16 protein-coding genes and 2 pseudogenes are annotated in these 17,220 nt (G+C 61.6%); 10 read left to right on the forward strand and 8 right to left on the reverse strand.

The features are described from left to right. Window positions 1-2: 2 nt before the first annotated feature. From ACSKB8_RS27800 to ACSKB8_RS27810, 3 genes are all read right to left on the reverse strand, one after another. Window positions 3-1,070 (reverse strand): glutamate-cysteine ligase family protein, encoded by a 1,068-nt coding sequence (locus ACSKB8_RS27800; protein WP_438107702.1) that lies wholly within the window; start codon window positions 1,068-1,070, stop codon window positions 3-5. A gap of 366 nt (window positions 1,071-1,436) precedes the next feature. Next, the gene (locus tag ACSKB8_RS27805; protein ID WP_438107703.1) at window positions 1,437-2,282 is read right to left on the reverse strand and encodes a DUF1259 domain-containing protein; all 846 of its coding nucleotides are present in this window, start codon (window positions 2,280-2,282) and stop codon (window positions 1,437-1,439) included. Between the two features lie 132 nt (window positions 2,283-2,414). Next, entirely contained in the window at window positions 2,415-2,756 is a 342-nt protein-coding gene (locus tag ACSKB8_RS27810) for a high-potential iron-sulfur protein (protein ID WP_438107704.1), read from the reverse strand. Window positions 2,757-3,278: 522 nt separating this feature from the next. Here ACSKB8_RS27810 and ACSKB8_RS27815 point away from each other — a divergent pair. Next, a pseudogene (locus ACSKB8_RS27815) lies at window positions 3,279-3,386 on the forward strand (2Fe-2S ferredoxin); the annotation flags it as partial. Window positions 3,387-3,896: 510 nt separating this feature from the next. Here the strand turns inward: ACSKB8_RS27815 and ACSKB8_RS27820 are convergent. Beyond that, entirely contained in the window at window positions 3,897-4,193 is a 297-nt protein-coding gene (locus ACSKB8_RS27820; protein WP_128943328.1) for a hypothetical protein, read from the reverse strand. Between the two features lie 201 nt (window positions 4,194-4,394). On the opposite strand from ACSKB8_RS27820, the gene ACSKB8_RS27825 reads away from it, so the two are divergent. The 6 genes and pseudogenes from ACSKB8_RS27825 to ACSKB8_RS27850 all read left to right on the forward strand — a co-directional run bounded on the left by ACSKB8_RS27825 (window position 4,395) and on the right by ACSKB8_RS27850 (window position 12,481). Further along, window positions 4,395-4,625 carry a hypothetical protein gene (locus ACSKB8_RS27825; protein ID WP_438107705.1) on the forward strand — a complete coding sequence of 77 codons (231 nt, stop codon included), beginning with the start codon at window positions 4,395-4,397 and terminating at the stop codon, window positions 4,623-4,625. Window positions 4,626-5,022: 397 nt separating this feature from the next. After that, window positions 5,023-6,390, forward strand: coding sequence for a phenylacetate--CoA ligase family protein (locus ACSKB8_RS27830; protein WP_438107706.1), 1,368 nt, complete (start codon window positions 5,023-5,025; stop codon window positions 6,388-6,390). A gap of 760 nt (window positions 6,391-7,150) precedes the next feature. After that, window positions 7,151-7,981, forward strand: coding sequence for an HlyD family efflux transporter periplasmic adaptor subunit (locus ACSKB8_RS27835; RefSeq protein ID WP_438107707.1), 831 nt, complete (start codon window positions 7,151-7,153; stop codon window positions 7,979-7,981). Between the two features lie 61 nt (window positions 7,982-8,042). Beyond that, a complete protein-coding gene (locus ACSKB8_RS27840) occupies window positions 8,043-8,204 on the forward strand; it encodes a hypothetical protein (protein ID WP_438107708.1) in 162 nt (53 codons plus the stop codon). A 414-nt stretch (window positions 8,205-8,618) separates the two neighbouring features. Continuing rightward, the gene (locus tag ACSKB8_RS27845) at window positions 8,619-10,367 is read left to right on the forward strand and encodes a glycosyltransferase family 2 protein (protein ID WP_438107709.1); all 1,749 of its coding nucleotides are present in this window, start codon (window positions 8,619-8,621) and stop codon (window positions 10,365-10,367) included. A gap of 208 nt (window positions 10,368-10,575) precedes the next feature. Further along, a pseudogene (locus ACSKB8_RS27850) lies at window positions 10,576-12,481 on the forward strand (sensor domain-containing diguanylate cyclase). Between the two features lie 11 nt (window positions 12,482-12,492). Here ACSKB8_RS27850 and chrA read toward each other — a convergent pair. Continuing rightward, the gene (gene chrA / locus ACSKB8_RS27855; RefSeq protein WP_438107710.1) at window positions 12,493-13,725 is read right to left on the reverse strand and encodes a chromate efflux transporter; all 1,233 of its coding nucleotides are present in this window, start codon (window positions 13,723-13,725) and stop codon (window positions 12,493-12,495) included. A 280-nt stretch (window positions 13,726-14,005) separates the two neighbouring features. On the opposite strand from chrA, the gene ACSKB8_RS27860 reads away from it, so the two are divergent. Next, entirely contained in the window at window positions 14,006-14,614 is a 609-nt protein-coding gene (locus tag ACSKB8_RS27860) for a cysteine hydrolase family protein (RefSeq protein WP_438110700.1), read from the forward strand. A 229-nt stretch (window positions 14,615-14,843) separates the two neighbouring features. On the opposite strand, the gene ACSKB8_RS27865 is transcribed toward ACSKB8_RS27860, so the two are convergent. Then, window positions 14,844-15,128 carry a hypothetical protein gene (locus tag ACSKB8_RS27865; RefSeq protein WP_438107711.1) on the reverse strand — a complete coding sequence of 95 codons (285 nt, stop codon included), beginning with the start codon at window positions 15,126-15,128 and terminating at the stop codon, window positions 14,844-14,846. Between the two features lie 54 nt (window positions 15,129-15,182). Beyond that, the gene (locus tag ACSKB8_RS27870) at window positions 15,183-15,587 is read right to left on the reverse strand and encodes a response regulator (protein ID WP_438107712.1); all 405 of its coding nucleotides are present in this window, start codon (window positions 15,585-15,587) and stop codon (window positions 15,183-15,185) included. Window positions 15,588-15,674: 87 nt separating this feature from the next. Between ACSKB8_RS27870 and ACSKB8_RS27875 the strand changes: the two genes are divergently transcribed. After that, window positions 15,675-16,682, forward strand: a complete 1,008-nt coding sequence (locus ACSKB8_RS27875) for a chemotaxis protein CheB (RefSeq protein ID WP_438107713.1) — start codon at window positions 15,675-15,677, stop codon at window positions 16,680-16,682. Window positions 16,683-16,692: 10 nt separating this feature from the next. Then, window positions 16,693-16,959 carry a hypothetical protein gene (locus tag ACSKB8_RS27880; protein WP_438107714.1) on the forward strand — a complete coding sequence of 89 codons (267 nt, stop codon included), beginning with the start codon at window positions 16,693-16,695 and terminating at the stop codon, window positions 16,957-16,959. Here ACSKB8_RS27880 and ACSKB8_RS27885 read toward each other — a convergent pair. After that, the gene (locus ACSKB8_RS27885) at window positions 16,925-17,134 is read right to left on the reverse strand and encodes a hypothetical protein (protein ID WP_370985798.1); all 210 of its coding nucleotides are present in this window, start codon (window positions 17,132-17,134) and stop codon (window positions 16,925-16,927) included. The genes ACSKB8_RS27880 and ACSKB8_RS27885 overlap by 35 nt on opposite strands. Window positions 17,135-17,220: the final 86 nt, after the last annotated feature.

Raw genomic sequence — 17,220 nt, forward strand, 5'->3', positions numbered from 1 at the left:
AGTCATCGTAGATCGAGGAGATCACGCAACACGTTCGGTATGGATTGTTCGCGCTCGAAGAGATCGATGATGTCATCGGCGGGGACTCGACCGGTCTCCAGCCTTGCGCGAAAATGATCGAGCGGCTGGCAATCGAAACCCCAATGGCTCAGCGCACTCGGCGCCTTTGACAGGACTTCATGAGCGCGATCGCGGGCGCCTTCTGCATGGAGGCCAAATCGGGCAACCTGTCCCATGTCGTAGATCCGGCTTTGCTCGGTCGCGCGTCCCAACAATCTTTCGTCGAGGATCAGTGCGAGCCACAGCAGAAAATAGGCTTGATAGTCGACAAGGTACGGAGTCATTTCGAGCGGTTTGAATTCAAGGCGCAGGTGTTCCTTTGGGTGGATGGAAATCGCCGGCGCAATGGTGCTGCGGTGGTAGGTGCGTACGGATTTTCCAATGGAGCCGCGAATGCGCCAAAGATCCCCGCGATATAACGGCGAGGCAACCGTGAGGGCGGTGAGGGCAGGGGCGTAATAATTCACCTTGCCATGGAGTTCGTGCAGGTCCAGTTGTGCCGCCACGTCTGGCGGAACGCTGACATTCATGTCCGGGCCGTAAGTTGTCATCGCCTCCATGGCCCATTGCCAATGGTCGTAACGGCGCTTGTTCTGCGGACCCTCGAAATGGTCCTCGATCGGATGAAAGGAGAGCGTTGCGGCGCGGTATCCGCGCTCCGACAAAGATCGTTGCATCCGGCCGTGAAGCGTGGCGAAGGTGGCCATGCACTCCTCAACTGAGTTGTATATCGGAGTCCGAATCTCGACGCCCTTTGGCAATAAAGCGGTCGGCTTCAAATCCGGGCCGGGAAGCTGATAGCCTTCGACAACGAACGGCATCCTCTTGCGGTGAAGCGGGATGAGGTCCAAGCCCTCTTGATCGAAATCGCTGACGTCAATCGCTTCCAGAGCGAGATTGAGCTCCTCGAATCGAAGTTCGGGATGCCACAGAGGACGGCACGAATCGGCTTCGACCAGCAGAAACTCTGCTTCCAAGCCGAAACGAAATCCTGAACCATGGCCGATCATGTGCTCATCAATTCCACGAGGCGCGACATCCCTCATCCGCGAGACGTTGCCCTATGCGCGGTTTGACAACGGCGACCTGAGGTCAGCTTCCCACTCGCAGAGATCAACTCGTTGTGAAGAGGTCGCGGTTTGGCTAAGACGCATTGCTATGCACAACGATGGTGTTTCGAGTGTGCGTAGCGGGAGCCAACCAGGCAAATGTTTATCGAAGCTCTGTGTTCATGCCTTCTTTTTCGGCCGAGTTGCGGGCCCCGAGACTTCGCCGTGGCGATCGCGCAGCTGCCGCGGTCCGGCACGAAAGACGAATTGCTTGATCGGTACGGCATCCGCGCTCGTCGATCAAGGAGAAGGTCCTGCAGCTCATATCTAGCCCGTAGAGGTTGATGCAACGGATTGTTGCTGTGTGTTAAGCGCGCGCTTGAAGGTTTTTGCCAATTCCTCAGCATTGCCGATGCCCCAGTAGTGCAGGAAAATGATGCGTGGGTCCTCAAAGAACATGTGATTGTGGACGGCTACCACTTCGATCGTTCCTGCTTGCAATTCGCGGATAACCGAGTGCACTTCGTTTTCCAGCATCGCAACATCGCCGCATATTGCCGCGCGCTCGTTCGTGCCTTGAAAGGCGGCCCATGTGTTGTAGCCCATTGCGGCGTCAATATTGAGGTTACCGCAGCGCTTGCAGATGAGTGGCACCGTTGGCCGCCCTAACACGAATTTGAATACGCCATCTTTGCTCTCGCCCTTATGCTCGACAATTGTTTCAAGTCGCTGTACGTCCAGAGTGCTGTCGACTTTCTCAACGGCGGAGTCGACAGGGTGCCCCTGACGCACGGTCTTAATTGCTTCGAGAATCTTGTGCGCGCCTGTCGCTAACGCAGTGTCATCGGCCGTGCCCTCGATGTGCATAAACATCACGCGCGGCTCCTCGCGCACGAAGTGATTATGCAAGGCCGTCACGTACAGGTCCGCTTGGATAGCCGCGGCCATTGCGTCCTTGATTTCATCTTCAAGCACGACAATGTCACCCATCAACGTGGTGTGATGTGGTCCTTGCCGAAAGGCGACCCACGATGTGAGTCCCATGAACGGAATGACCTCAAAGCCGTCGAGGGTCACTCTCACTTCGTTGCGCGGGATCGATAACTTGAGCACGTCACCCGTCGTTTGTCCCTTCAGTCCCGTTATGGATTCAATGGCCTGGGTATTAAGCATGTTGCTCTCCTTGCTTCCTTGTCAGTACCTCCTCTCGTTTGGCGCGCCGCATGATGAGTCGAGCGCCGACCGAACGCGGAGGCCACAAGGCTCTCACTCTTCCTCGGCGAGCATCCTCGAATGCGCACGAGATTACGTCTTCGCCGCGAAGCGCTCGCACCAACCGTTGGGGCTAATTCCACCCTCAACCAACTGGCACTGGTTCGGAGCCTGGAAGAACTGGCACAATTGACAACGCTGATTGCCGTTCGCCTTATCCTGATATTTGGCCTCCGATTTGCTGATCTTTTGCTGTGCTTGCGCACTGAAGAAGGCGCTGCCCGTCAACAGAGCGGCGCAACCGATCGTGCTCATCAGGTCTCGGCGCGATGGCATCGCAGCCTTGTTTGGTTGGGCCGCCCGCCGCTGCGTCGGAAGCTGTTGCAGTAGGACGGTCATTGAAGGACCGCACTCGCGTGACGAGTTCTTTGTCATCCCGCTCTCCTCAAGCTGGGTGGTTGTGCGGCGCGCCCCAACGGACGGCCGCTGTGCGGACCGCAGTCGCGCCTGCATCGTGAATAGGGAGGGGTAGAGAATTGTGTTTCGTCCATGCGCAATCGCCTCGGAAGCGAGCCGTGCGCAGAGCTTGGACGGCAATCCGTCTAACGGGGAGCCTGCGTCCCCCTAGGGTGGAGCAAACGACATCGGCCCCGAAAGGTTCCTATGGCGTAATGCAAGGTTCTCTCAGGCATTCGAAGGCCCCATCAGGTAGGGTGCTCGCCGTCGGCGTACTTGGCAATTTGGCAGGCCATATGAGGGAGCAAGAAGCGTAGATCGGATCAGCCCGAACGGCACGTCTTCGTGCCTTCTTTTCGGCGGTCTCACGACGCTAAGCTTCGACCGTCGGCTTCCCAGATCGCTATGGAGTTCGAGGCGATGCACTGTCCTGACCAAAAGCGACGTTCGCTTCTCCTGACGGCTCTCGCCACCGGAGCGTGCTTGGCAACCAAATCCGTTGGGCCGGCGCCTCGACGCTTAGCCGCGCTTCCGCTGACGATCGCCGACGGCGCGCTTATAGTGGCTGGAGCTTTCGTCGGAAAGGTCGGTGCGCAGCCAGGAGGATGAACGGGCACCTTAATGAGGGCTTTGCAGGAGGAAGCCCAAGCCCGAGCTCGACAGGATTAGCCCTTTGCCGCGACATTGAAGCTTCGAGCGGTGACCTAACGCCAGGAACGAACCCATACGAGGGTGGTTGATGCCTAGACCATGTGCCTCATGAAGCTCAACCTTTTGGACGGTAGCCGGAGCGGCACGCTGACCGAAACGCCGGCCGGAGTCATCCTCTTGGCGATAGTCGTCGCGCTGGCAGTCGTGTGCTTCACGACGCGAGCCGCCAGATGAGGGCACAGTTCAGGTTCTCGCCTCTTTACTGCTGGCGATCGCTCCGATCGCTCCGATCGCGCCCGCAACCGCGAAGGGATGCATCAAGGCCGCGATCGTGGGAGGCGTTGCCGTGGACTGCCGGATGAAAGCCGATTTCACCCGCAAAGCTGCGGCCTGATCGTGACCGCAACGCCGGCCCGCGGTCTTTCGGTGCGAGCCTCAATGCTGCTTGCGATAGTCCGATCTTTCCATTCACTGGCGCGAGGGCTGCTTAGCAGGCGGGCCGCTCTTATTGCCCGGCAGTCCCTTAATGTTCGACGGGTCCTGCATCCGAACCGTCGGGTTCTCCTGGTTCGTCGTCGAGCTAGAACCAACGGTCTCTCCAGGCTTGACGGCAGGACCGCTCTTGTTTCCCGGTTGACCCGGTATTCCTGCGCCGGAGCTCTGTGCGCTCGGAGCACCGGAGACGTCGGGTTTGGTCGTTTGCGCCAACACCGCTGAAGACAGAACCGTCAGCAGAAGGGCGACGGCACTTATAAGCAACTTCATGGCGCTTACTCCTTACGAAAGGATTGTGTCAGAGCGAACGTGCGCCTGCTCAGCGCGTTCCGACCCCGGGTGAATTTAAAGAGCCGCGCATCCGCGAGTGACGCCAGCGCCTCGGCAGAATGGGAGTATTGTCCTAATCGAACGGACAGTGCACTGATATTGTTGTAAGTTCCTTCGAGTTTCAACTTCGGAACTGACGTTTTGGAGGAGATTATCGCGCCTAATTTCCTGAGGGCGGACGGCCACATTCAGCTTCGCGTCGAACTCCATTGCGCCGACGAAAAAACGGCAAGTGAACGAGCCAAGCAGCTCGCTGATGATCATGACGTCGACCTTTGGGAAGGCGCACGCCTGATCCGCACGCGCATCCAACGAATGCACATTGGCGTCATCCGGCGGCCGCCTGGCGTCCCGTCCGTTCGGATGCGATAGGGCGCGGCGCCAGCGCCCGTTGTCCGGTCGGGCGGGCCACGCCCTATCCAGATTCGCCCTTCACCTAGTCGTGAGTTGGGTCCGCTGTCTGCGCGGGTCTACATCAAGGGTGGGTTGATCGAGACGGTCTCTCGCACCACGAGCGCTACAGGAGCAGGCCGACAGTGCCAGTGCCCGACGGGGCCAGCGCCAACAGTGCCAGCGTCCTTGCGGCCAGAGAAAGCGAGCATCAACCTCCGCGCCCCACGCGGCGCAAGCGCTTGCGTCCGCGACTCGGGCGCGGTCGGTTGATAGGCCATTTTCGTCTGATGATCCTGTAACCCTTCGCGAGCCTCTTGCGCGGTGGTGCGACGCGATGGCGCTTGAGCCGCGTGCACCATGCCAATGTGAGCTTATCATGAGCGAAAGCATCTCATCGGTATTGCTCGATGCGCACCGCGCAAGGAGGCAGGGTCTCAACGCTATCGCGCAGCGACAACGCGCGCGGCTCGGCGAGGCCGTCGCCTTCGCTCGCGCCAACTCGCCTTATTATCGCGAGCTCTATCAGGGTCTACCGGAGCGGATTGAGAGTTCGTCTGTGCTGCCGGTGACCAATAAGCAAGAGCTGATGCGTTATTTTGACGACTGGGTCACCGACCGCGAGGTTAGTTTCGCGGCAGTGCGAGCGTTCGTCGATAACCCTGAGCTGATCGGGCAACGCCTCCTTGGCAAATATTCGGTGGCAACCACCTCGGGCACTACCGGGACACCTGGAATATTCCTGTTGGACAAGCACAATTGGACGGTCACACTCGCTTTTTCGCTGCGCATGATGATCGGCGCGCTTGGCGCCAGCGACATGTTTCGTCTCCTCGTTCGCGGCGGTGGCGCGGCGTCGGTGCTGGCGATGGGGGGCCATTACATCGGCGCAACCAGCTTTGCTGCGATCCGCACAAAATGGCCGGCCCGACGATTCCGGGCGCTCCCGGCACAGGCGCCGTTGCAGAATCTGGTCGCCGAACTCAATCGGCTCTGCCCGGCTCTGCTCATCGGATACGCCAGCGTCATGGCACTCTTGGCCGCCGAGCAGGATGCCGGTCGCCTGCATATTCGGCCGGCGCTGGTTCTTCCGACTTCGGAAGGGCTTTCGTCGGACGGATACGACCGGATCGCAAGGGCATTCCACGCCAAGGTCCGGACTATTTACGTCGCGACGGAATGCCTGTTCATGGCGATCGGCTGTGAACACGGTTGGCATCACGTCAACAGCGATTGGGCGATCCTCGAACCCGTCGATGCGAGCTATCGGCCGGTGCCGCCCGGTGAGGAGTCGCATACGGTCCTCGTGAGTAACCTCGCCAATCGCGTGCAGCCGATCCTCCGCTACGATCTCGGCGACCGGATCCTGCAACGACCTGATCCCTGTCCTTGCGGCAACCCGCTTCCGGCGATCCGCGTGCGGGGCCGCGCTGCCGATATCCTCACGTTTCCAACCGAACGCGGCGAGAAAGTCACAGCGCCATCGCTCGCGCTTGAGATAGATCATGTACCCGGCGTGGAGTTGCTTCAGATCGTGCAGACTGCGCCAACACAATTGCGCGTTCGGCTCCATCCCGCAGCCGACGCTGACCCAAACCGGGTTTGGCGGGCGGTGCATTCCGAATTGACCAAGCTATTGAACGAGCATGGGCTTGGTCAGGTGTCTGTTGAGTTGGCCCCCGAACCACCAGTCGCATCTTCCGCCGGAAAATACCGCACCGTCATCCCACTGGTTCTGAGCGCTTGAAAGTCGTGAGCGTGGGCGGATCGCGCTGCTGCTGCTGCCCTACATCCGCAGGTTTCCATTGAACGCGAAGCAACGAGCTGCCCGCTGTAGGTGAACGGTTGGCGATGGCCTTGTCAGGGTAGGCTGGCGTGAACGGGGAATTACGGCGCGCTGGCACCCGGCTTGAAAAGCACCTGTAGGCCCGAACTGCACCTAATCTTTTGCCCCTCTAGGCAAGACAGCTTCGCGCGTTCAAGCGAACGAGCTCGCCGCCAATGGCACGCCGACTTCAAGCCGCATCTTGATTTCGGTTCGGGCCGTAGTCTTCCGGTTTTGACACAAATTAACCTGGTGTGGTGAAAGCTAGATACACTTCTCTTGGTTGCGAAGACGAGTTTGCGATTGCGATGAAGCTGATTTCGGCTAGCAGCAATGCTGCCGGAATGCTCAGTGCCTCACACGCAGACTTCATGACAATGCTGGGCGGGCCGCGTCGATTGGCCTGCCTTTGCTGAGGCAGGCGCAGCGACCAAAGCCCATTGGAGATCCAGTCGTGGTCCGCTTGCATGTCGAACGCTTCATTCGTAGCCGAACTGTCCGACGATCCCTGGCGCTCGGCATCATCACTCTGAGCGGATGGGCCCTGTTGCCGTATGTGACCTACAGAATTGCTCCGTCCGCCTTTGTCAACGCCGAGCTCATGCGCGTGACTGCACCGATCGCGGGTCAGCTCGCGCCTGATCTTCCACGCAAAGGTGAATATTTCCAGCGCAACCGGGTGGTGTCGCTGGTCGAGGCGCGTTCGCCGGATCGCCGGCACCTCATGGACCTCGATCAGCAGCTTGCCGTGTCTAGCAAGCGCGCAGAGCTCGCAGGTCGGCAACTCGAGGAGATCGCCGAGCTCGATCGCAAGCTCCGCGAGCGCAGCGAGGACTATCGTTTGGGAGCGGTCGCACGCCTCAGCCACGAGATCGGAGAAACGGAGGCTGAAAGAGGTGGCTGTCTCGCCGAGGCGCGGCAGCGGAACGATGTCGCGGGCCGGATGGAGAAGCTCGTCAAGCTCGGCATCAGTTCACAGATCCGTTCTTCCGAGGCCCAGGCTTCCCAGGAGGCAACCGCAACGCGGTGCCAGATGGCCGATGAACGCCTGCAGCGCTTCAAGACCGAGTTGGCGGCGGCCGAGAAGGGCATCTATCTTCGTGGCGATGCCAATGACGTGCCCTATTCTCAGCAACAGCGCGAGCGGCTTGTTCTCCGTCGCCAGGAGCTCGAGACGGACCTGTTGCAAAACAGCTCACGTTCCGCGCAGCTGGCCGCGGAAATTGCAGAGGAGCGCGCTCGACTTGATCGCCTTCAACACTACGATCTGTCGTTGCCTGCAGCCCATGTGGTCTGGTCGGTCGCGGCCAGCCCGGGCTCGATGGTCACGGAAGGGCAATCGGTCTTTGATTTTGCAGATTGCGAACGCCGATTTATCGTTGTTGAACTGCCAGAGCGCGATTTCGAGAAGATCAAGCCTGGAGATGCGGCGACTGTCCGCCTGATCGGGAGTTCGAGAGTGGAAGACCGGCCAGATCCGGCAAGTTCGCGGCTCGGCGGCGTACGCCGATGATCGACTGCTCGCGGCTCGGGTGCCGCGACCTGATCCGGGCAACATTACTGTTGAGATCTCGTTGCCGCCTAACGAGACGGCGGCCGACCACAACGGCTCCTGCGACATCGGACGGCTGGCCGAAGTGCGCTTCGAGCGCAGCTCCGACGGCCTGCTTCGATTGGTCAGCTCGAAGCTGAAATGGCTGACCGCTCGGTTGGACCTCGACCAGTCGTCCCTGTGAGCGAGAAATTCCGTGCAGGTCATGACTTTGTCTTTCGCTCAGCTGTTCGCGCCGATGCTGGGCGTCTTTGCGGCGATGTACCTGTTGGCGCCGACCTTTGCAGTCGCGCGCCTTTGGGCGCGTGTCGCGATTTTCATCGCGGTTTGGCTTGTCGTTGCCCGCTATCTCGAATGGCGGATCTTCACCACAGTGCTGCCGGCAAGCGGGACCTGGTATCAGGTCGGCTGGATCTGGCTCTGTCTCTTCGTTGAGCTCCTGACTTTCACGGATCAGTTCATTCTCTATCTGACCTTCCTTCGCAGGACCGATCGCCGCAGCGAGGCAGATCAGCACGAACGTCGGCTTCGCGGCCTGCCGGAGGATGAGCTGGCCTCGGTCGACGTCTTCATTCCGACCTATGACGAGCCGTTCGAGGTGCTGGAAAAGACGATCACGGGCGCACTATGTCTGGACTATCCAAACTTCCAGGTCTGGGTCCTGGATGATGGTCGCAGGCCCTGGCTCAAGGAACTCTGCGAGCGCAAGGGTGCCGGGTATCTCACTCGTTCCGACAATGTGAATGCGAAAGCTGGCAATATCAATCATGCGCTGACGATGACGCATGGCGAGTTCTTCGCGATCTTCGACGCGGACTTCGTGCCGCAGCGCAATTTCCTGATGCGCACAATAGGCTTCTTCGCCGATCCAAAGATCGGAATCGTTCAGATCCCGCACGCCTTCTACAATGAGGACCCGATGCAGGCGAATCTCGGCCTGCACAGGGGACTGCCGGACGAACAACGGTTCTTCTTCGATTCCATCATGCCCGCGCGCGACGGCTGGGATGGTGCGTTTTGTTGTGGATCCAACTCCGTCACGCGTCGTGCAGCACTCCGCGCGGTAGGCGATTCCTTGCCGACCCAGTCCATTACGGAAGACATCCTGCTGACGCTGGTCCTGCTGCGCAAAGGATACGTCACCCGTTATCTTTGCGAACCGCTGGCAATTGGATTGGCACCGGAAAGCCTTGGCGCCTTTTTTGTGCAACGGCAACGCTGGGCGCGTGGTGCGATTCAGACCCTGTATCTCGCCGCCGGCCCGCTCGGCCCCGGGCTGAGCTTGATGCATCGGCTCCTCTTCTTTCCGACGCATTGGCTCTCACTGGGCTTGCGGGCGCTCATGGTCGTGCTGGTTCCGATCGTGTTCATGTGGACCGGCCTCGCGCCTGTGGTCGACGTCACCCCTGAGTCGGTCTTCTATTACTTGTTCCCGGCGATCCTGGCGCTCAACGGCGGTATCTCCTGGTTCGCGCCGCACGCGCATTTTCCACTCGCTGCTCAGGTGTCGGCGACCATCCAGAGCTTCAAGATTTTACCGACGGTGCTCGGCACTCTCGTCAGGCCGAAGGGGCATGCGTTCAGGGTGACGCCCAAGGGAGCCGCCGCGCGGTGCGCAAGCTATGCCGCGGAGATATTCTGGCCGTCGGCGGCCCTGATGGCGTTGACGGTTGTCGGCCTCGTTCTGAACACCATCCCGGAATGGCGGATCATCGATCATCCGGCCGCTTTGCCGATGGTCGCCTTCTGGTCGGTCGTGAACATCGTCGTGCTGTTCTTCGTCTGCATGACCTCGCTACAGGCGCGGATGGGGCGTTCCGAGGAACGCTTCGATGTCGACGAATCAGTCTTGATCCATACTGAGACCGGTGAGCTGCTTTCCGGGCGCATGAGCAACATCTCTCTTTCCGGCGCCGGCGTCCTGCTCGATTCCGGCATCGACTGTCCTCGTAGCGGAGAACCGCTGCGCGTACACATCATGCAGGTGGGCTGGGTCGACGCGATGATCGCGCAGCAAAGGGGTCAGCTCGTTGGGGTGCAGTTCAAATTGCCGCAGTCGCTCGAACGAGACCTGTTGATCCGCAAGCTCTTTACCGTCGCCCGCTTGAAGGAGAACAGTGTTATCGCATGGTCGGTGAACAGGACGATGCTCAAGAGCATCTGGTCAATGGCCGCGCCGTTGCCTCAGCTTGAGACAAGTGGCGCGAAACCCGCGGCGCCTTCGCCGGCTGAGCGTCTGCCGGCCGAGAGCCTGGTCATCCGGCCTCAACCGCGGATCGGCGATTTGGCACATCTCGCCGGAGCTCGAAGCCTGCATCCGACGAGTTTCACCAGAACCTTTCCTTAGCCGGGTCGGCGGCTCGGTACTCCAAGCCATCGGCTGAGCTGATGTTGTTGATCCCTGTGCTCATCGACCTCCGCGAGCTGTCGATCGCACAAACCGGCTCTCGATGCGGTCAGCCAACTTCCATGTTCTGCCACAAACCTCAACCGGAAATGGGCAAGCCTGTCATAGCCCGAATCGTCCTGGGGTCTCAGGGTAGAGGAAACATCTCTTGTCCGATCATCGCAGCGATTTTCGCCAAGGGCGTTTGACGTTCTGGGCATCCGTATTTGTGGCGGTCGCCTGCGTGGCGATTGTCGCAGTCAGCGGCTGGCGGGAGTGGTCCTCTCGGCAGGCGACGTTGAAGAGCTCCGAGACCGACATGGCCAATCTGGCCCGATCGCTGACGCAGCACGCGGACGACACCTTCGAGCTCACGGACACCGTTCTGAACGTGCTGGTTGGCCAGCTCGAACTGGAGGGAACTGGCCCTGCGGCAATTGCCAAGATTTCAGACCTTCCTTTCCCGGCGCAAGGCCGCGAATCGAATTCGGGCGGTGTTCATCTATGACGAGACCGGACGCTGGCTCGCTACCAGCGAGTCCGTTGACTTCGCCAGCCTCAACAACAGCGACCGCGACTATTTCCAGCATCATCGTGCCGTGGCTGACCGGGGAACCTTCATTGGACATCCGGTGAGGAGTCGATCAGGCGGGCAATGGATCATCACCGCGTCGAGACGCTTCAATCATCCTGACGGCAGTTTTGCCGGCGTCGCCCTCACGACAATCAACGTTGACTACTTTCTTCAGTTTTATAGCGGGTTCGATGTTGGCCAGAATGGTTCAGTTGCGTTGGCGGCCGCAGACGGCATTGTCCTCGCACGTAGCCCGGACAACGGATACACAGGCCGCGATCTGTCTGGCGCCCCGCTTTTTAGGAGCCTCCGCGAGCGGCCGGTTGCGGGCGCCTACTACTTCACGTCGCCTCTCGACGGGGTTCGGCGTCTGAGCTTTTATCAACGGAGCAGTCGCTATCCTGTTCTCGTGGTTGCCACGGAATCCGAAGACGACGTCTTGGCCCCCTGGCGCAGAGCCGCTCTGGGGCGCATGGCTGCAGTGCTGGGACTGGCAGGAGGGCTGGCGGTTGCGGGACTCTTGCTGGTGCATCAGCTGCACCAGCGGCAAAAGATGGCCGCAGCTCTGGTCGCCAAGGAGGCGGATTTTCGCCTCCTTGCAGAGCAGTCGGGCGATATGGTGATGCGCATCGCGATCGATAGGCAGATCCTCTATGCGTCGCCGTCCAGCGCCCAGGTTCTTGGCTGGGCTCCGAACGAGTTGGTGAATACGTCAGCTCTCGCCGGGATAAATCCCGCGGACCTGGCACGGGTTGAGCAAACGATCTCCGCGTTGATGAACGGCGAGGCCGAAGAGGCGAGAATTGCATATCGCACCCGTCATCGCGAAAAGATCGAGGTCTGGATCGAAACTGCGCTGCGCGTCACCAGGAGCGCGCAGAGCGGGGACATCAACGGCGTGGTGGCGATCTCGCGCGACATGACCGAACATAAGGATCTCGAGGATAAGCTGTCGGCTCTCGCGATTTCGGATGGCCTGACGTCATTGGCAAACCGCAGGCACTTCGACGAGCGGCTGGCGGCGGAATGGGATCGGGCCAGACGCGAAGGAGCGCCTTTATCGCTGTTGCTGATCGACGTCGATCATTTCAAGAGCTTCAACGATCAGTACGGGCATCAGGCCGGCGACGCGTGTCTTCGCTCAATCGCCAGGGTCCTGGCGGAGCAGGCCAGACGCCCGGCAGACGTGGCGGCCCGGTATGGTGGTGAGGAATTCGCCTTGCTGTTACCGAATACTGATGCAGGAGGGTGCAAGCAGGTCGGCGAGCAAATTCGGCAAGCGATCCAGGAACTCGGCATCCTGCACGCGTTCAACCCGCCGTCCAAGCAAGTCACGGTGAGTATTGGCGGCGCAACGCATGTGGCGCTGACCGACAAGGCGGATTGCGCGTCATTGATAGCGGCTGCGGATAAGGCGCTCTATGCCGCCAAGGAGAGTGGGCGCAACGGCCTTGTGATGTCAGGGCAAATCATCGCGTGGCCTGGCTCGATACGGGCTTGAAGGGAGAGCAATCAGACCAGCGCCATCGCTGCACCCGCAGCGGCGCTGAACGCGACGACGATGAGCGGAGGAGCGCGCCAGGCGACCAGCAGGACAAAGCCGACGAGCGCGATGCCGAAGTCCCGTGGCGAATGCACGGTCGCGGTCCAGACCGGATCGTAGAGTGCTGCCCCCAAGACGCCGACGACCGCGGCGTTGACACCCCGCATCATGGCCTGGGCGCCGGCGCGCTTGCGGAACGAATCCCAGAATGGCAAGGCTCCGAGCAGCACCAGCATCCCCGGCAGGAAGATGCCGACGAGGCCGAGCGCCGCGCCCGCGAGCCCATGCGGCTCGGCAGAAACCACCGTGCCCAGATAGCCCGCGAAGGTGAAGAGCGGGCCGGGGACGGCCTGGGCGGCACCATAGCCGGCGAGGAATGCGTCGTCGCTCAACCAGCCCGGCGCGACGAATGCTTCGCGCAGCAGCGGGAGCACGACATGGCCGCCGCCGAAGACGAGCGCGCCCGAACGATAGAAGGCATCGAACAGGGCGATGCCCGATGATCCCGTTAGGCCGCGCAGCGCGGGAAGCCCCACCAGCAGAACGATGAACATCCCGAGCGTGATCAGGCCCACGGTCCGCGATACTGGCATCTCGACATGTCCGGACGGGGCCGGCGCCTCGCTGCGGCACAGCCACAGTCCGATCAGCCCGCCGAGGACGATCGCTCCGATCTGCGCGACCGACGACGTGCTGAAGAGGATGATGAGCGCCGCCACCACCGCGATCGAGGCGCGCTCGCGGTCGGGACAGAGGTTGCGCGCCATGCCCCAGACCGCCTGCGCCACGATGGCGACGGCCGTCAACTTCAATCCGTGCAGCAGGCCGCCGCCAAGCGGTCCGCTCAACACGCCGGCGCCGTAGGCGAACAGGATGAGCGCCGCGGCGGAAGGCAGCGTGAAGCCGGTCCAGGCGGCGAGCGCCCCGAGATATCCGGCCCGCATCAGGCCGATCGAGAAGCCGACTTGGCTGCTGGCCGGGCCCGGCAGGAATTGGCACAGCCCGACCAGATCGGCGTAGGCGTGCTCGTCGATCCACTTCCGTCGTACGACGAACTCGTCGCGGAAGTAGCCGATGTGCGCGATCGGACCGCCGAAGCAGGTCAGTCCGAGCTTCAGGAAGATCCGCAGGACCTCCAGCGGCGAGCCGGCGCTGGATCGGACTCCGGTAGAGGCATCGGTTGATGAATTCAGATTGGTCACGGACGTTTGATCCGATTCCGGCTGCACACTTATCGGCTTTCGATAATTGATATCGGTCGGATCAGCCAGTCCTAATCCTTCATGGCCTCGCCTGTGAATTCGAGGAGGCGCGTGGCGGCCTCGAGAAGGCTTTGAAGGACTACGAACAGAAGAACGAGAAGGCTTGGCGCTGATCAGTGCGGCGCCGTGCGGCCCTGTTCACGGGAGTGCATTGCCGTCGCTGAATTCGCCGCGAAGATGCCCGACTGACGGCGTGGCCGAGCGCCTGATGGTGGAGGACATGAGGGACAGTGCGTCGGAGATTGCCGAGATCAGGGATGGCGTTCACCTCTGCATCGACATGCAGAACATTTTCGCCCCTGGCGGGCTCTGGGCGACACCCTGGATGGAGCGCGTCCTGCCGACGATCGCCTCGATTGCGGCGCGCCATCCGGCCAGAACGATCTTCACGCGCTTCATCACGCCGCAGGATCCGGAAGACCGTCCGGGCCAGTGGCAGAGCTATTTCCAGCGTTGGCACCAGGCGACGCGAAAACATCTTCCGCCATCCGGTCTCGAACTCGTGCCGGCCTTGGCCGGGTTCGTTCCGCCGGCTGCCGTCATCGACAAGCCGGCCTATTCCGCGTTCAGCAATCCGGGTCTTGCAAGCCTGCTGATCGGAAAGAACGTCGGCACGGTGGTGATCACCGGGGCCGAGACGGATGTCTGCGTGCTGTCGACGGTTCTGAGCGCCGTCGATCTCGGCTTCAGGGTCGTCATCGTCGAGGACGCGCTGTGCAGCTCGTCCGACGTCGGGCACGACGCGCTCATGACGATGTACCGCACCCGCTTTCACGGCCAGGTCGACCTCGTCACCGCGGAGGAGCTGGCGGAGTTCTGGCGGGAGTAGATTCGCCAGGCATTCCGACGAAGTGCGGCGGCCGATTCACATAGCCTAATGCACGGGTCATCCGGAGCGGCCAGACTATGCCGGCTGGAAAGGGGGCTGCGATGACGATGGATCGCATTGAACAAGCCTTTGTCGCGACCGCGATTACGGGTTTCCTGGTGATGATGGGAGCGATCATCTGGATGATGATGGGCTAACGGCCGGGAAGGGTCCTGTCTTGCGCGTCGCGCTACCTTACGCCGGAGCTATCCTGTGCCTGGCGGTGACCGCCTGGATCGCCTTCGCGCATTTGTTCTGATCGTTGTCGGCTGCGATCTTCCGAGGCAGCGGTCTTGTCCGGATGCTGCCTGTCCCGGCGGGGCGGCTTGCGGCGCTTTTGCTCCAGCTCCTCGCGCAGGCGCTGAGCGCTCACGAGATGATCGCTGCTGCGCAGCAGTGCCAGGGCCTCGCGCACCAGCTCCTGCGAATGGCTCAGGAGTTGCTTGTCGACGGCGGGATCAGGTGCATAGATCATTGAACGTCGCTCTCTGTTGCGAGGAGTGGTTAGGAAGACGCGCCGCGCTGCGCGTCATGCACGCCGGTCGCCGACGAGCCCAGCCAGATTCCGTGCCATGGCCACGATATCGATCGGCTTCTCCCAGAGCGGCACGTCCTGGAATTCCGGCTCGATGCTGATTTTCTCGTACCCCGTCGTGAACACGAAGGGCACATCGCGCGCCCTGAGCTCCCTGGCAATCGGAAAGATCATCTGGATCCGGATGTTTACGTCGAGCACCGCGGCATCCAGAACGCCGCCATTGTGCAGCATCGCGACTGCATCCTCGATGTGACCGACGGGACCGGCAATCTCTGCGCCGAGCTTGCGCAGGGCATTGCCGATGTCGTCGGCGAGAAAATATTCGTCCTCGACCACCAGAATGCGGCGCCCCGTCAGCGGCGTACCTGCAAGAGACGACGCGGGCGAAACTGACATGATCCCCTCCCGGGAGCCCATCGATACGATTGGAACATAAGGCGGAGGACCGCCTTGGTCCAAACGACGCAATCCGAGGCGGGTTCCATGAGCAACCGCGACATCATCGTCATCGGGGGCTCGGCCGGCGCCACCCAGCCCTTGAAGCAGATTCTGGGCCGCCTGCCGGCAGACTTGCCGGCCGCGATCTTTGTCGTCCTGCACATTCCTGCGCAGGGCATCGGGATCCTATCCACGGTCGCCAACAATGCCGGCCCGCTTCCGGTGCGGCAGGCCAAAAACGGCATGAAGATCGAGCCCGGCCAGATTTATCTCGCCGCGCCCGACCACCACCTGCTGCTGTCCGGGGATCACATTTTCCTTGGGCGGGGGCCGCGCGAGAACCTGGTGCGGCCGGCGATCGATGCCCTGTTCCGCTCCGCCGCCCTCTATCACGGTCCGCGCGTGATCGGCGTGCTCCTGAGCGGCCTCTTGTCGGACGGCGCCGCCGGCCTCAACGCCATCAAGCGCTGCGGCGGGATGACGGTGGTGCAGGACCCCATGGACGCAATTTCCGATGAAATGCCGCGGCGCGCCATGGAGGCGACCACCATCGATCTCTGCGTTCCCGGCGCAACCATGGGCGACGTTCTCTCCGAGTTGGTCAAGGAGCAGGCCGGAGTCCCGCTGCCGATCCCGCCCGAGATCAGGCTCGAGGTCGAGATTGCGGCCGGTGAGCGGATCGGCAGCGACAATCTCGTGTCGGTTGCCGATCCCGTTGCCCTCACATGCCCGGCCTGCGGGGGAGTGCTTTCCGAGGTCAAGGAAGGTCGCCCAATGCGTTTCCGCTGCCAGGTTGGTCACGCCTTCACCGCGGATGTTCTCGCCAAGGAGCAGGAAGGGCGGGTCGATGAAGCCTTGCGGGTTGCGCTCCGCATCATCGAGGAACGGGCGGAACTGGTGCACCGCATGGCCGCCGACGGCCGGCGCAGCGACCGGCCTGCGGTCGCCGAGATGTACGAAGCCAGGGCGGCCGAATACCGCGAATATGCCGATATGATCCGGCGCGTCGTGCTAAAATCGCTCGATCCTCCGGTTCATAAGCGGGAGGCTTGAGGGCTCTGCCATGGCCAACTCCCTTGCCGAATGGACCGAGCAGCTCCGTACCGAGCAGCGCCTGCTGGTGAAGGCCGATCGGGACATCGAGCAGGGCTCGCAGCGCATCCGCGATCAGGAAGATCGCGTGCGTGAGCTGATGGCGGAAGGCCACGATACGCGGCAGGCAGAACGGCTGGTTGACCTGCTCAAGGAGACCCTGGCCGAATGGGAGCGCCACCGCGTCTTGATCGAGCAGCGCGTTACTTACCTCCGGCAGCAGGTCGAGGCGGGTTAGCCGGCGGGTGGCTGATTGCCGGTCTCCTGAATTCTGCACTGAGCTCGAACATGTAGTCGAGCTGTCGCTCCACGCGGCGGCGCCAGCGGTCGTTCTCGGCGAGCAGGCGGCGTGTGGTCGCGGCGGCGCGCTCGGCGCGCCCGATCAGGGTCGCGAGTTCCTCGGAGATTTGCATCGCGCGTTCCTGCGCTACCCGCCGAGTATGGACCTTCCGGCCGGGGCTGACAACGCTCGGGCCAGGAATTGAAAAGGGGCTTCGGG

The sequence above is a fragment of the Bradyrhizobium sp. BR 1432 genome, from assembly GCF_051547705.1.
In the GTDB taxonomy this organism is placed as follows: domain Bacteria; phylum Pseudomonadota; class Alphaproteobacteria; order Rhizobiales; family Xanthobacteraceae; genus Bradyrhizobium; species Bradyrhizobium zhanjiangense.

Coding starts and splice junctions, on each gene's coding strand:
- ACSKB8_RS27875 (WP_438107713.1), top strand. CDS start 15,675: ATGAGCAACCGCGACATCATCGTCATCGGGGGCTCGGCCGGCGCCACC.
- ACSKB8_RS27810 (WP_438107704.1), bottom strand. CDS start 2,756: ATGACAAAGAACTCGTCACGCGAGTGCGGTCCTTCAATGACCGTCCTA.
- ACSKB8_RS27820 (WP_128943328.1), bottom strand. CDS start 4,193: ATGAAGTTGCTTATAAGTGCCGTCGCCCTTCTGCTGACGGTTCTGTCT.
- ACSKB8_RS27885 (WP_370985798.1), bottom strand. CDS start 17,134: ATGCAAATCTCCGAGGAACTCGCGACCCTGATCGGGCGCGCCGAGCGC.
- ACSKB8_RS27870 (WP_438107712.1), bottom strand. CDS start 15,587: ATGTCAGTTTCGCCCGCGTCGTCTCTTGCAGGTACGCCGCTGACGGGG.
- ACSKB8_RS27880 (WP_438107714.1), top strand. CDS start 16,693: ATGGCCAACTCCCTTGCCGAATGGACCGAGCAGCTCCGTACCGAGCAG.
- ACSKB8_RS27830 (WP_438107706.1), top strand. CDS start 5,023: ATGAGCGAAAGCATCTCATCGGTATTGCTCGATGCGCACCGCGCAAGG.
- ACSKB8_RS27865 (WP_438107711.1), bottom strand. CDS start 15,128: ATGATCTATGCACCTGATCCCGCCGTCGACAAGCAACTCCTGAGCCAT.
- ACSKB8_RS27860 (WP_438110700.1), top strand. CDS start 14,006: ATGAGGGACAGTGCGTCGGAGATTGCCGAGATCAGGGATGGCGTTCAC.
- ACSKB8_RS27805 (WP_438107703.1), bottom strand. CDS start 2,282: ATGCTTAATACCCAGGCCATTGAATCCATAACGGGACTGAAGGGACAA.
- ACSKB8_RS27800 (WP_438107702.1), bottom strand. CDS start 1,070: ATGATCGGCCATGGTTCAGGATTTCGTTTCGGCTTGGAAGCAGAGTTT.